The organism is Labrenzia sp. VG12, assembly GCF_002237595.1.
Classification (GTDB): Bacteria; Pseudomonadota; Alphaproteobacteria; order Rhizobiales; family Stappiaceae; genus Roseibium.
The window spans coordinates 3,876,947-3,890,783 of record NZ_CP022529.1 but is presented as its reverse complement, the minus strand read 5'-3'; the positions used below and the strand labels follow the sequence as shown (position 1 = coordinate 3,890,783).

11 protein-coding genes are annotated in these 13,837 nt (G+C 61.5%); 6 read left to right on the top strand and 5 right to left on the bottom strand.

Annotation, left to right across the window (positions count from 1 at the left end; genetic code table 11):
* The first annotated feature begins 3 nt into the window (after positions 1–3).
* From cobT to CHH27_RS17940, 3 genes are read left to right on the top strand one after another with little or no spacing between them, the layout of a single operon-like run.
* Positions 4–1,914 (top strand): cobaltochelatase subunit CobT, encoded by a 1,911-nt coding sequence (cobT, locus tag CHH27_RS17950; RefSeq protein ID WP_094072799.1) that lies wholly within the window; start codon positions 4–6, stop codon positions 1,912–1,914.
* 8 nt (positions 1,915–1,922) lie between these two features.
* A complete protein-coding gene (locus CHH27_RS17945; RefSeq protein WP_208988276.1) occupies positions 1,923–2,966 on the top strand; it encodes an esterase-like activity of phytase family protein in 1,044 nt (347 codons plus the stop codon).
* A 47-nt stretch (positions 2,967–3,013) separates the two neighbouring features.
* A complete protein-coding gene (locus CHH27_RS17940) occupies positions 3,014–3,355 on the top strand; it encodes a hypothetical protein (protein ID WP_157738978.1) in 342 nt (113 codons plus the stop codon).
* A 72-nt stretch (positions 3,356–3,427) separates the two neighbouring features.
* Here the strand turns inward: CHH27_RS17940 and CHH27_RS17935 are convergent, their stop codons facing one another.
* Positions 3,428–4,114 (bottom strand): queuosine precursor transporter, encoded by a 687-nt coding sequence (locus tag CHH27_RS17935; RefSeq protein WP_094072797.1) that lies wholly within the window; start codon positions 4,112–4,114, stop codon positions 3,428–3,430.
* A gap of 18 nt (positions 4,115–4,132) precedes the next feature.
* Entirely contained in the window at positions 4,133–4,429 is a 297-nt protein-coding gene (rpmB, locus tag CHH27_RS17930) for a 50S ribosomal protein L28 (RefSeq protein WP_094074841.1), read from the bottom strand.
* A 342-nt stretch (positions 4,430–4,771) separates the two neighbouring features.
* Here rpmB and CHH27_RS17925 point away from each other — a divergent pair, with 342 nt between their 5' ends.
* From CHH27_RS17925 to CHH27_RS17915, 3 genes are all read left to right on the top strand, one after another.
* Positions 4,772–5,605: a DUF3108 domain-containing protein gene (locus tag CHH27_RS17925; RefSeq protein WP_208988275.1), complete on the top strand. Its 834-nt coding sequence runs from the start codon at positions 4,772–4,774 to the stop codon at positions 5,603–5,605.
* Between the two features lie 205 nt (positions 5,606–5,810).
* On the top strand, positions 5,811–6,770 hold the full coding sequence (locus tag CHH27_RS17920; protein WP_094072795.1) for an acetyl-CoA carboxylase carboxyltransferase subunit alpha: 960 nt from the start codon (positions 5,811–5,813) through the stop codon (positions 6,768–6,770).
* Between the two features lie 319 nt (positions 6,771–7,089).
* Positions 7,090–8,340: a murein L,D-transpeptidase family protein gene (locus CHH27_RS17915; protein WP_208988274.1), complete on the top strand. Its 1,251-nt coding sequence runs from the start codon at positions 7,090–7,092 to the stop codon at positions 8,338–8,340.
* A 544-nt stretch (positions 8,341–8,884) separates the two neighbouring features.
* Here the strand turns inward: CHH27_RS17915 and CHH27_RS17905 are convergent.
* The 3 genes from CHH27_RS17905 to typA all read right to left on the bottom strand — a co-directional run bounded on the left by CHH27_RS17905 (position 8,885) and on the right by typA (position 13,683).
* Positions 8,885–9,937 (bottom strand): MaoC family dehydratase, encoded by a 1,053-nt coding sequence (locus CHH27_RS17905; RefSeq protein WP_094072793.1) that lies wholly within the window; start codon positions 9,935–9,937, stop codon positions 8,885–8,887.
* 547 nt (positions 9,938–10,484) lie between these two features.
* The gene (locus tag CHH27_RS17900; protein ID WP_094072792.1) at positions 10,485–11,381 is read right to left on the bottom strand and encodes a sulfurtransferase; all 897 of its coding nucleotides are present in this window, start codon (positions 11,379–11,381) and stop codon (positions 10,485–10,487) included.
* A 478-nt stretch (positions 11,382–11,859) separates the two neighbouring features.
* A complete protein-coding gene (typA, locus tag CHH27_RS17895) occupies positions 11,860–13,683 on the bottom strand; it encodes a translational GTPase TypA (RefSeq protein WP_094072791.1) in 1,824 nt (607 codons plus the stop codon).
* Between the last annotated feature and the right edge of the window lie 154 nt (positions 13,684–13,837).

Sequence of the window (13,837 nt, the reverse complement as noted above, 5' to 3'; positions counted from 1 at the left end):
AAGATGGCGCCGCGGCCAGGCAGCAATTCCCTTCCGGGCAACAAGCCCGCTCCAAGCACCGAGCCGTTCAAACAGTCGGTGAGCGGCACCATGCGGGCGATTTCCGGCGAGCCGGAACTGGAAGTCATCTTTTCCGGCGACCGGCCCGGCATTTCCGGGACCTCGGCCCGTTTGCCCGAGCCACCGCGCAAGGTAAGCGCGCGCGATATCGCGGTCACGCGCGGCATGTCCGACAGTATGGCGCTGCGCATTGCCTGCCACGACAAGGCCGTGCACGCGAAGAACCTGCCGCAGGGCGCGGAAGCCAGGGCGATCTTCGAGGCCGTGGAACAGGCGCGCTGTGAGGCTGTCGGGGCGCGGCGCATGCAGGGCGTTGCCGAAAACCTCTCCGTGATGCTTGACGACCGGTTCCGCAAGTCCGGTGCACCGGACATTTCCAGCCGGGAAGAGGCGCCGCTGCAGGACGCCCTGTCGCTGATGGTGCGTGAGCGCCTGACCGGCGCCCGTCCACCGGAAAGCGCGGAAAAGCTCGTCGACATGTGGCGCGGCTGGATCGAGGACAAGGCCGGTGCCGATCTCGATCGCCTGGAAGCGGAGGTCGAGGACCAGAACAGCTTTGCCTCGCGACTGCGCGACGTCCTGAAGTCGCTCGACATGGCCGATGAACTCGGTGATCACGATGAGGACATGGATCCGGACCAGAACGAGGACGACGGCAACAACGACGAAGCCGAAACCGGCGACGACAGCGAAGAGGACAGCGGCGAGCAGGAAGCTTCTCCGCAGGAAATGGAACTGTCTGGCGAGGAGCAGGACAGCGGCGATACGGAAGCCGCCGAAGCCGACATGGAAGACTTCGCCGAACAGGACATGGCGGAGGACACCGAAGAGCCCGGCGAGAGCGATCGTCCGGACAGTTCGCTGTCCAACCGGCCGGAATCCGACTACCGGATCTTCACCTATCAGTTCGACGAGACGGTCACCGCCGAAGAACTCTGCGACACGGCCGAACTGGACCGCCTGCGGGGCTTTCTGGACAAGCAGCTGACCCATCTTCAGGGCGCCGTCGCCCGTCTCGCCAACCGCCTGCAGAGAAAGCTGATGGCGCAGCAGAACCGCGCCTGGGATTTCGACCTGGAAGAAGGTCTGCTCGACACGGCGCGTCTCACCCGCGCAGTGACGGACCCGATGTCACCGCTGGCCTTCAAACAGGAGCGGGACACCAATTTCCGCGACACGGTCGTGACGCTGCTTCTGGACAATTCCGGCTCCATGCGTGGCCGGCCGATCACGGTTGCAGCCACCTGTGCCGACATCCTGGCGCGCACACTGGAGCGGTGCGGCGTCAAGGTCGAGATCCTCGGCTTCACCACCAAGGCCTGGAAGGGTGGTCAGTCGCGCGAGAGCTGGATCGGCGCCGGCAAGCCACCGACCCCGGGCCGCCTCAACGACCTGCGCCACATCATCTACAAGTCCGCCGATGCGCCCTGGCGGCGTGCGAGGCGCAATCTTGGCCTGATGATGCGCGAAGGTCTGCTCAAGGAAAACATCGACGGTGAAGCGCTGATCTGGGCGCATGAACGATTGCTGGCGCGCCCGGAACAGCGCCGGATCCTGATGATGATCTCCGATGGTGCGCCGGTCGACGACACGACGCTGTCAGTCAATCCGGGCAACTATCTGGAGCGTCACCTGCGCTACGTGATCGAGGACATCGAAACAAGGTCACCGGTGGAGCTGATTGCCATCGGCATAGGCCATGACGTGACCCGCTACTATCGGCGCGCGGTGACCATTGTCGATGCCGAAGAGCTCGCAGGGGCCATGACCGACCAGCTCGCCGATCTGTTTGACGACGAAGTCGTTGATCCGTTTGCCGGCCGCGGCGGGCGTCGCCGGGCCGGCCGGCGGTAGAAGCGGGAATGAGCATGGCAGAGGGGCGGCATCGGAGCGGTCTGGTCAGGCTTGCCGGATGTGTCATCGCTGCCGTGCTGTCCATGCCGCTGCCATCCGCCTTCGCGCAGGATCTTCTGTCAGAAGGCGAGCCGGTCAAGTCCCGTACAAAACCGATCGAAACGTTCCATATCGGGCGTGACGATACCCGTTTCGGCAAGCTGACTTTCCTGGGTGGCCTGGAGGTGCTGGCGTCTGATCGCAAGATCGGCGGTCTCTCCGGGCTGATCAGTCTGGACGGTGGCAACCGGTTTCTGGCGGTGACCGACAATGGTCACTGGGTGACCGGCAAGGTCGAGCAGGAAGCAGACGGTACACCGCTCGATCTGAAGGACATTCGCTTCGCCCCGTTGCTGGGCGCGGACGGCAAAACCCTGACGGCCCGCTGGGGACACGACACGGAGGCGCTGACCCTGGATGGGTCAGGCCTATATGTGACGGCGGAAACCCGCAATGCGGTCTATCACTATCCCTGGCCGCTTTCGACGGGGCGGGAAAAGATGATTGGCGAAGTGGCCCTGCCGGAGAGTGCCCGCAAGTTGCCGCGCAATGCGGGGCTTGAGTCCCTTGCCGCGGCGCCGGAAGGCAGCCCACATCACGGCAACCTGATCGCGATCGCCGAATCCGCGCAGAGCGGCCTGCATGACCTGACCGGCTATATCATCGGGCCGTCCGGTTCCAAGCGTTTCACCTTGCAGCGCCAGGACCGTTTCGACGCGACGGACGCCGCCTTCCTGCCCAATGGCGACCTGATTGTCATGGAGCGGCGCTTCAGCCTGCGGGACCTGATCGGGCTGCGCCTGCGCCGGATCGCGGCGGAAGACCTCAAGGCCGATGCGGTGATCGAGGGCGAGCTTTTGCTGGAAGCGGATTTCAATACCCAGATCGACAACATGGAAGCGCTTGCCATTCACCAGACGGAAGCTGGCGACACGATCCTGACGCTCGTTTCCGATGACAATCGCTCGATCCTGCAGCGGACGCTGTTCTTGCGGTTCCGGTTGGAGGAATGATCCTCGGGAAGCCTGCAAACAGCGGCCAAAAGACAAACGGGTAAAAGATGCTGCGCCAGCTTTGTCACTTTCGGGAATTGCCCTACGGCGTTTGCGGCAGTCTCCACGACGCAATGCAGGGCGAAGCCTATCCCGAAAGGGAAAAGGTGGTTTCCTATCTTGATGCAGGCGTGGATTGCGTCATGGCGCCCGGCCTCGTGTGCGATGTGATTTCGGGTGAAGTCATCGGGCCGCTTGCAATGAAGACAGACGGGGTCTGGATCTGGGGAAGTGACTTGAGCGTCTACGTTGCCAGGTACAATATCGCCCCGCCCACAGAATTTCTGGACCTTGTCAGGTCATGGAGCGGAGCGCCCTTTGACGTCAATCTTGACGCGATTTCTGTCTGACAACATCGCATAGCGCACGCTGAAGGGATGACGTGCAAGTTCTCAAGACCCCGGGATCAAAAGTCTGTTGCCTCACGCCGCCCGGCTGTCCGGGTTTGCCTGGAAAAGGCCGAGCACGATCCGGTAGGGCGCCAGCAGAGCTACCGCAACCAGCATCTTCACCAGGAAGTCGCCGACGGCGAGCGAGATCCACAGAAGCACCTGCGGGTCCTCGGCAATGCCGAGGAAGGGAACCGGGAAAGCGAGCGAGCCGTCTTCCATGCCGAACAGGCTGTCGATAAAGGCGAAGCTTGCGGAAAACGCGATGCCGAAGAACAGCAGCGTATCGATGACGGAGCCGATCAGCGACGACGTGATCGGGGCCTTCCACCAGGTCTGGCGGCGCAGACGGTCGAAAATGGTCACGTCGAGCAACTGGGCGACCAGAAAGGCCGTGCCGGAGGCGATCAGGATGCGCGGCGTCGTAAAGGCCTCGTTGAAGGTCCAGAAGATCATCGGCACGATGATCGCAATCACGAAACCGGTGATGACGACTTTGCGGGCGGCGCCTGCGCCGAAGCGGCGGTTGGTCAGGTCGGTCACCAGGAAGGCGATCGGATAGGTGAAGGCGCCCCAGGTCAGCGTGTCGGCGAGATTGACACCGCCGACGACGTGCTGGACCGGGAACTGGACCAGGAAATTGGAGGCCGCAACGACAATCGCCATCGCGAGGACCGCGATGGCGAAGCTGGCCACGGAGAAACTCCGGGTATCCGTCATGTCTTTACCCTTTGAGGGTTAAGCGGCAGCGGCTTCCGCCTGCTTGCGCTTGATGCTGACCTTGATCTTGCGGGCAGCGTCGGACAGCTGAGCGTCGCTGGCTTTCATCAGGTAGGCGTCCAGGCCACCGCGGTGCTCGACGGAGCGCAGCGCATGGGCGCTGACTTTCAGCTTGAAGGTTTCGCCCAGCGTGTCGCTGATCAGCGACACGTTGCACAGGTTCGGCAGGAACCGGCGGCGGGACTTGTTGTTAGCGTGAGAGACGTTGTTGCCCGTCATCACATCTTTGCCGGAGAGTTCGCAACGGCGTGCCATGATATCACCTTTTGTTTTCGTGGCTGGGCCGTTACATGGAACCCAGCAAGTCCAAACCGGAACCGGCGCGGACCTGAGGCCCGGCGACATCGTCTCCGGCATTTCTCGGAAAAAGTTGCCCCGCTATAATGGCAGCGCGCGCCAACGTCAAGACATCTCCGACGCTTTGGCGCGATTCTGTGTTTTAATTCGCAGAACTGACGATCGTTAACCAGTGGGTTACCATAATTTAGAATGATTGATGTCGTTCGGAGGCAGGGATTCATGATAAGGTTTGCGCCACGGACACTGTGAGCGCGGGGGCGCAATTCGCTGCCTTTTTGGCAGTCCGGAGGTTTTGAAGTGTTTGGTTTGACGTCTCTCGGGCGGCTGATCGCCCTGCCAATGCTTGCCGGGGCCATGCTGGTCACGCCAGCTGAAGCCAAGAAAAGCAGCGTCGGCGGCTTGTACAGTATTTCCATCGCCGGCTTCAAGGTCGGGCGGGGAACCCTGTCTCTGGTCATGCAGGGCAATGCCTATTCCGCCAAGGTCAGCCTTGAGCCTGCCGGGATCGGAACGCTGTTTTCAACCGGCAAGGGCGGCGCCGAGGCGTCTGGCTGGCTGGTCGGGTCGCGGGTCGTGCCGTCGAAATACCGGATGGCCTCGCATGCTGCCAATCTCGATTTCTACGTCAATCTGAACCAGGGCTCGGGCAATATCCGCTCCATGGAAGTGGCTCCGAAGTTCAAGCCCAACAAGGAACGCATCAAGGTCACCAATCGCCACCGGCGCAACGCGATCGATCCGCTCAGCGCGGCGCTGATGCCTGTAGGCCGGGCGAGAGACAGTCTCGGACCCAAGGCCTGTTCGCGCAAATTGCCCGTTTTCGATGGCTGGACGCGGTTTGACATCAAGTTGAGCTACCAGGGAACCAAGGAAGTTTCCGGGCACGGCTATGACGGTCCGGTTGTCGTCTGCAAGGCGCAGTGGGTTCCGGTCGCCGGTCACCGTCCTTCCAAGGAATCGGTCAAATACATGGCGCGGGCCAACATGGAAGTCTGGATCGCGCCGATGGGCCGGGACAATGTCCTGATCCCCTACCGGATCTCGATCGACACCAAGAATGGCCGGCTGGTGGTGGAGGCCTCCAAGCTGAACATCCGCGGAGCGGGAAGCGACAGGGCGTCGGCAGACTGACGTCCAGACCTCTCCAAAACGCCCTGCAATCCGAATTTCCGGCCGGTTCCGGCAGCCGAGGCGCACGCGAAGGCTTGCACCCCCTTGCGTCTCTTGTTACAGCCCTCCAAGTATGCATCCAGGCAAACTGATGCCTTCAGGATAGAATTCTCCGGATGACCGGCCCAGGCGGGCCGGATCCGGTTTGTTTCAGGTAAGCGAGTACATGCACAGCTATTTGGACTTCGAAAAGCCCGTCGCGGATATTGAAGGCAAGATCCAGGAACTGCGGGCACTGGCCGCGGAAGACGGAGAAGCCGTTAATGTGGACAGCGAAATCGACCGGCTGAAGGCAAAATCCTCGCAGACCCTGCAGGACCTCTATACCAAGCTGACGCCCTGGCAGAAGACCCTGGTGGCCCGCCATCCGGACCGTCCGCATGCCGTTGCCTATATTTCCGGTCTGATCGAGGATTTCACGCCGCTGGCCGGTGATCGCAAATTTGCCGAAGACCATGCCCTGATCGCAGGTATCGGCCGTTTCCGCGGTCAGTCGGTCGCCGTGCTTGCCCAGGAAAAGGGCCACGACACGGAAACCCGCCTGAAACACAATTTCGGCATGGTCCGGCCGGAAGGCTACCGCAAGGCGGTGCGGATCATGGAAATGGCGGAACGCTTCGGCCTGCCGCTGATCAGCTTTGTCGATACCTCGGGGGCCTATCCGGGCCGCGGTGCAGAAGAGCGCGGGCAGTCCGAGGCCATCGCCCGGTCAACCGATGCAGGTCTTGGCCTTGGGGTGCCCTCCGTTTCCGTCGTGATCGGCGAGGGCGGTTCCGGCGGTGCGATTGCCATCGCGACCGCCAACAAGGTTCTGATGATGGAGCATGCCATCTATTCCGTCATCTCGCCGGAAGGCGCCGCCTCGATCCTGTGGCGCGACAGCGCCAAGGCGCAGGATGCGGCGACCGCGCTGAAGATCACGGCCCAGGACCTGAAACAGCTTGGTGTGATCGACGGTATTGTTGATGAGCCGATCGGCGGTGCGCACCGGGCCCGCGAAATCGTGATCGACAATGCGGGCAAGGAAATCGAGAAGGCGCTGTCCGAGCTGTCGGGCCTGACGCCGGATGAAATCCGCAAGCAGCGCCGCGAGAAGTTCATCTCCATCGGCCGCACCCTGAGCTGATGCCAGGGAGCTGATATCCGAAAAAATCCCGATTTCGCCGGAAATTCGGTCGAAGGGCTGCCCGTATGGCGGCCCTTTTGCCATTGTGTGGCCAGATTTTGCCGTCATTCAGGCCAAGATGGGACGATCAGGCGGTCCGGGGCGGACTTTTTTGTTCTTATCACTGGATTGTGGGTCGCAGGAGCATTCCGGCTTCAGTAACTTATCGTCAACCATCCTTGCCTAGCCTTTGCGCGGGGGCGAAGACGCAGAAAACGGGATTTGGCTGTCCGGTTCGGTTCGGCAGCGCACCGGTTTTCGATCAGTTCGGGATAGTACAATGGTCTTTGGGCGCCTTTTGAATACGCCATCAGGTCTGAAAAAGGCTTTGCAGAGCCGGCGCGGACGCCATGTCGCCAAGCTGGGGGCCGCCATTATCATGGCCGGCGTGCTGGCAGGTTGCCAGGGTGACGAATTCGTCGCCGGACCGAACAAGGCCAAGCTTCCCGTGAGCGCTTCGCTCAAGCGCAAGATGTCCGACATGAACATGAGCGCGACATCGCCGATCATGATCCGGATCTTCAAGGAAGAATCGCAGCTGGAAGTCTGGAAGCAGGACCGGAGCGGCAAATTCAAACTGCTGGAAGATTTCGAGATCTGCAAATGGTCCGGCAAGCTGGGTCCGAAATTCAAGGAAGGCGACCGTCAGGCGCCGGAGGGATTCTACGAGATCACCCCTGCGCTGATGAACCCGAATTCCAGCTATCACCTGGCGTTCAACCTCGGCTATCCGAACAGGTATGACCGGTCGCATGGCCGCACCGGATCACATCTGATGGTCCATGGCGCGTGTTCCTCGCGTGGCTGTTATGCCATGACCGACGAGCAGGTTCAGGACATCTACGCGCTGGCACGCGACAGCTTCAAGGGCGGTCAACGCTCGTTCCAGGTCCAGGCCTTCCCGTTCAAGATGACGCCGGAGAACATGGCCCGTCACCGGGACAGCGAGCATTTGGACTTCTGGAAAATGCTGAAGACCGGCTATGACCATTTCGAGGTGGCCAAGGTGCCGCCGAAGATTGCCGTCTGCGAAAAGAAATATGTCTTCGATGCCACGACCCTGGTCGACGGCGTGCCGTTCCGGGCAAGTGCCAAGTGCCCGGACTACCAGGTAAGCCCGCGCATTGCATCTGCCGTCGCTTCGAAGCAGAAGAAAGACAACGCGAAATACCAGCAGCTGGCCGCGCGCTTCGACGCCCGCGAAGAACGACAGAAGCGCTGGGAAGAACGCTCCAACCGCCTTGCCGAAGCACTCGGTGGCGGCGAGGACGATACGGCTCCTGCCCCGGAAACCGCAACCGCTGCAGCGCCTGCGGATGTCCCGGCCACCCAGACGGCGACGGCCAGCGAGCCGCAGCGGCGCCCGGGTGCGGCCGTTGAAAGCGCATTTGTCGCGCCGGAACAGTCGCGCGGCGGCTCCGTCGGCGGGTTCTTCAAGCGCTGGGTGCCGTTCGGCCCGAAAACGTCGGATGAAGGTGCGGGCGTTGGCCCGATCGCCACCGAAGTGGTGCCGGCGGCAAAACCGAACTAGAGCACGTCCCGGTTAGATTGGCTCACTCTGTTTGAGGTCTGGCGAGACGATCTGCGCGGAGGGGCGTGAAGTCCATAGCGGGGCTATGGGCAAGCGTCTCGACAAAGCAGGTGTCCGCCAGACACAAACCCGGAGGGCCGGGCCGGTTTGGCCCAATGCCTGCGGAAATTGCCTCGACCGTGCGGCCAGCACGCTCTTCGTCAACGTCCTTGACCTTGAACCAAACCAGCCTCGGCAGAGTGTGCCAATCTAACCGGGACGTGCTCCAGGTCTGAATTCCGAAGGCTATCTCTTGGAGTGTCACCCCGGACAAGCGTAGCGCCGATCCGGGGGCTACTCGCAGGGCCGCTTGTCCAGGCCGCAGAGCTTTAACTGGCGGCTTGAGCGCGCTTTTTCCAAGTCTCTGCAAACGAGTGGGCCCCGGGTCTTGCTTCGCGCGCCCGGGGTGCCACCAGTTCCTGCAGTGAGGTCGGTGCTCCTGCCGAGTGGCGTGTCTTGCAGCAGATCGGTCAAGGACATGCCAGGGCCACTGGCCCGGCATCCCTTATTTCGGCATCAAGGCCCAATAGTCGAAGTCGAGCAGGACTTCCGGCAGGTAGTTGCCTTCGTGGTCGATGCCTGGGAAATCGTCGCAGGGCCGGTCTTTTGTCGCGACCAGGCGCAGGCGCAGGGCGCCGACATCCGACCGGCCTTCGATGTCGGACTTGTCCAGCACTTCCGACCAGGCATAGACCGTATCGCCCGCGGCGAGCGGGGCGACATGGCGGCCGGCATTGATGCCGGCAATGTGGAAGGCATTGCCCAGCCCGTTGAAGGACAGGGCCCGGGCGATGGAAATGACATGTCCGCCATAGACCAGCCGGTGGCCGAAGCGGTTATGGGCTTCCGTGTGATGATTGAAATGGACCTTGGCCGTGTTCTGGTAGAGCCGGGTCGCCATCTGGTGTTCGGCTTCCTCCACGGTCATGCCGTCGACATGGTCGATTTTCTCGCCGATCTCGTAATCGTCGAACCGGTAGTCGGACCCGGCGAGGTCATTGTCCCAGTTGGCAGCGTCGAGCAGCGGCACGGCGGTGCCGAGAGACTGCGGGTCGAGCGCTGCCGGCAGTTCGGGCACCACCGGTTCAGGTGGTGCATTGGCAATCACCCGCTTGTTGATCATCACCCAGCGCACATAATCAAGCACTTCCGTGCCGTTTTGCGTGTAGCCGGTGGAGCGTACATAAACGACACCGGTGCGGCCGTTGGAGTTTTCCTTCTTGCCGATGACTTCCGACACCGTGGAGATCGTGTCACCCGGGTAGACCGGCGCCAGGAACCGGCCACCGGCATAGCCCAGATTGGCGACGGCATTCAGCGAGATGTCCGGCACGGTCTTGCCGAAGACGATGTGGAACGTCAGCAGATCGTCGACCGGAGCATGGGCATATCCCAGGGACCGGGCGAAGGCATCTGAGGACTGGACCGCGAAGCGGGAACCGTAAAGCGCGGTATAGAGCGCCTGGTCGCCGCTGGTAACCGTGCGCGGAGTGGCATGCCGGATCACCTGGCCGACTTCAAAGTCCTCGAAAAAATTGCCGCGATTGGTCTTGCTCACCGATGCCTCCCAAGTCTGGTTTTTCCGAATTAAGCCTATCGCAGTGCACACAGGCAAGTCAGACGTTTAGCCGATGGGCCATGCGCCGACCTGGATGCTCCGAGGATTGCATAAAAACTGCTTGCAGGGTGCTCAATATCTGCCGTCTCCCGACTGACAGTTCCAACATCAGTTCAGTCGGCGCGGCGCAGTTCATGGTGAGCGGTTCATGAGAAACTTGAGACGATTTTACAGGTCCGTAAGACGGTTCCTTGGTCCGATGTATATGGGGCTGCTGTTTGGCAGCTGTGTCGGCCTGATCGCATCCGTTTCAATTCTGACGCGATGCAATGACGATATTGGAACCGGCCGAAGCCAGGTTTCGGTGGATGATCCGGCGCCATTTTGTGCGGGGAGGCGCACTGATGCCGGGCAGAAGGCGCAGTCTCGCCCCTGATGGTGTTTCGAACGAACTTTCGCAGCTTGATGGGGTTCGGTGTCTGACGGTCAAACGGAAAAAGCCCGGGACGATGCCCGGGCTTCTTTTCGATTTCCGCTCAGATCAGGATCAATTCACCGCCGGCGTGTTGGCCATTTCGTTGCCGGACTGGGAGTATTCGACCATTGATCCGGCATAAAGCTTGGCGTCAGGAACACCGGCGAGCTCGGAGACCGCAAACCAGTGGCTGGCGGCCCAGTGGCCGGTGTTGCAGAAGGAAACGGTCGGTTTGCCCGCGTCAAGCTTCAGCGACGCCTTGAGTGCCGCAGTATCGATGTTGGTCGAGATCTTCGGGGACTTCTCCGCGAAGAAAGCGGTATAGGCATAGTTGATCGCGCCCGGCAGCGTGCCCGGACGGGCGGCGGCTTCATGCGCTTCCTTGCCGCTGAAGAATTCCGAAGGACGGGCGTCCACAAGCAGGGCTTCTGCCTCGCCTGCAACCACGGCCGCCACATCGGCGGTCGTTGCCAGCCAGGTCGTGTCCAGGGTCAGGTCGAGCTCGCTCGGAAAGGCGGATTCCGTGGCGGTGCTGATCGGCAGGCCCGCGGCCTTCCAGGCGGTCAGGCCGCCATTCAGGATCGACAGATCTTCAAAGCCGGTGGACTTCAATGTCCAGTAAACCCGGGCCGCGGAACCGAAATCGGTGTCGGTCTTGCCTTCCGACAGGATGACGATCGGGAGATCCTGTTCAAGGCCGAGCTCTTCCAGCTCGGCTTCCAGTTTCTCGATGTCGAAGAGCGCGCCGGGATTGCTGTCCGGGCCGCGGAACATGCGATAGGGGGCGTAGAGCGCGCCTTCCGCGTGGCCATCGTCATACCCGGCGTTGCGGATATCGAGCAGGATCGGCATCTCGCTGTCGAGTGCGGCAGAAAGAGTGTCTGCATCCACCAGCGGGCCGAACGTATCGGCGGCAGCGGTGGTGGCAAGGCCGGTGGCCATGGCGATGGCGAGAGCGAAGCGTTTCATCGTGTCAGCTTTCCTGCTTGGGCGATTGCAAAAGAACGCAATTCGCCCGTCACGGTCTTGAGCTGAATTTTAGTTTGTTTACGCGGCGACAACAGGGATGGGGTTTCAAAGATGGCGGGTGGTTTGACAAATTGATCCAAGCAACGGGCGGTTCTTGGCAGGAGATTGCTATGGGTTGGGAAAGAAAGTCCCGGCTTCGGGCAAAAAGACGTGACCTGTGTCCGTCATTCCGGACAAGTGCAGCGAAGCTGTACGCTGATCCGGAATCCAGCGTGTCAGTGCGAGCGAACGCGAGCACAAACCTTCATGTTTCTGTAGTTTTAAAGAAGGCGCGCTTGTAGCGCGAAGTATACGCTGGGTTCCGGATCTGGCCACGCAGCTTCGCTGCAGACCGTCCGGAATGACGGCCAAGTCCTACAGCAAACAAAAAGCCCGGGGCGAGCCCGGGCTTCTGGTTCTTGCAGATAAGCCTTGAGGCTTATGCAGATTCCTTGTTGGCCGCGCGTTCGGCGCGCTTGCGGGCATGCGGGTCCAGTTCCGCCTTGCGCAGGCGGATGGAGCTTGGGGTCACTTCCACCAATTCGTCATCGGCGATGTAGGACAGGGCTGCTTCCAGCGTCAGCTTCTTCGGCGTGGTCAGCTTGACCGCATCGTCCTTGCCGGCGGAGCGGATGTTGGTCAGCTGCTTGCCTTTCAGAACGTTGACTTCCAGGTCGTTGCCGCGCGTGTGCTCACCCACGATCATGCCCGGATAGACCTTGGTGCCCGGCTCGATCATCATCGGGCCACGGTCTTCCAGGTTGAAGAGGGCATAGGCAACCGCTTCGCCGGTGCCGTTGGACAGGAGCACGCCGGTGTGACGGCCCTGGATCGGGCCCTTGTAGGGCTCGTAGCCGTGGAACAGACGGTTGAAGATCGCCGTGCCGCGTGTGTCGGACATCAGTTCGGCCTGGTAGCCGATCAGGCCGCGGGTCGGGGCATGGAACACCAGCCGGGTGCGGTCGCCGCCGGACGGTTTCATCTCCAGGAGATCGGCCTTGCGCTCCTGCAGCTTCTGCACGACCACGCCGGAATGTTCCTCGTCGACGTCGATGATGACTTCCTCGACCGGCTCCAGGCGGTTGCCGGCCTCGTCATACTGGTAGACGACGCGCGGACGGCCGACGCCAAGTTCAAAACCTTCGCGGCGCATGTTTTCGATCAGGATCGCCAGCAGCAATTCGCCGCGGCCGGCGACGACAAAGGCGTCCGGCTCGTCGGTTTCTTCCACCTTCAGGGCAACGTTGCCCTCGGCTTCCTTCATCAGGCGCTCGCGGATGACGCGGGACTGGACCTTGGAGCCCTCGGTGCCGGCCAGCGGGCTGTCATTGACGCGGAAGGTCATGGACAGGGTCGGCGGATCGATCGGCTGGGCCTGAAGCGGCTCGTTGACGGCCGGCGAACAGAGCGTGTCGGCGACAGTTGCCTTGGTCAGGCCGGCAATCGCAACGATGTCACCGGATTCGCCGGATTCGATCGGCTGGCGCTCCAGGCCGCGGAAGGCGAGGATCTTGGACACACGGCCGTTTTCAACCACATCGCCATTCCGGTTCAGAGCCTTCAGCGGCATGTTGGGCAGGGCGGTGCCGGAGACAACGCGGCCGGTCAGGATGCGGCCCAGGAAGGGGTCGGATTCGATGGTGGTGGCCAGCATCTTGAATTCGCCCGGCTCGGCCTCCGGCGCGGCAACCTTGTCGAGCACCATGTCGAACAGCGGGTCCATGTTGTCCTGCGGTCCGTCCGGCTCCTGCGCCATCCATTCCTGCTTGGCGGAGCCATAAAGCACCGGGAAGTCCAGCTGATCTTCATTGGCATCGAGCGCGGCGAAGAGGTCGAAGACTTCGTCGAGCACTTCGTCGGCGCGTTGCTCCGGCTTGTCGATCTTGTTGATGGCCACGATCGGCTTCAGGCCGAGTTTCAGCGCCTTGCCGAGCACGAATTTGGTCTGCGGCATCGGGCCTTCGGCAGCGTCGACAAGCAGGATCACGCCGTCGACCATGTGCAGGATGCGTTCGACCTCGCCGCCGAAATCGGCGTGACCCGGGGTGTCGACGATGTTGATGCGGGTGTCTTTCCAGACCAGGCTCGTGACTTTTGCCAGGATGGTAATGCCGCGCTCACGCTCAATGTCGTTGGAGTCCATCATGCGCTCTTCGGTGCGCTGATTGTCCCGGAAGGCGCCGGACTGTTTCAAAAGAACGTCAATGAGGGTGGTTTTGCCATGGTCAACGTGCGCGATAATGGCAATATTACGAAGGTTCATGAGTGGCTCCAAAAGACAGAACGGGCCCTTTTGGACCCGGACATGTCTGGATGTTGATTGGCTCAGGATCGGCAAACCAGCCGATTTTGGCGCCTTTATACGTGGCGCGGGGGAATTGTGCAATGCAGTGTCATTTCGGCGGATTGACAGTACC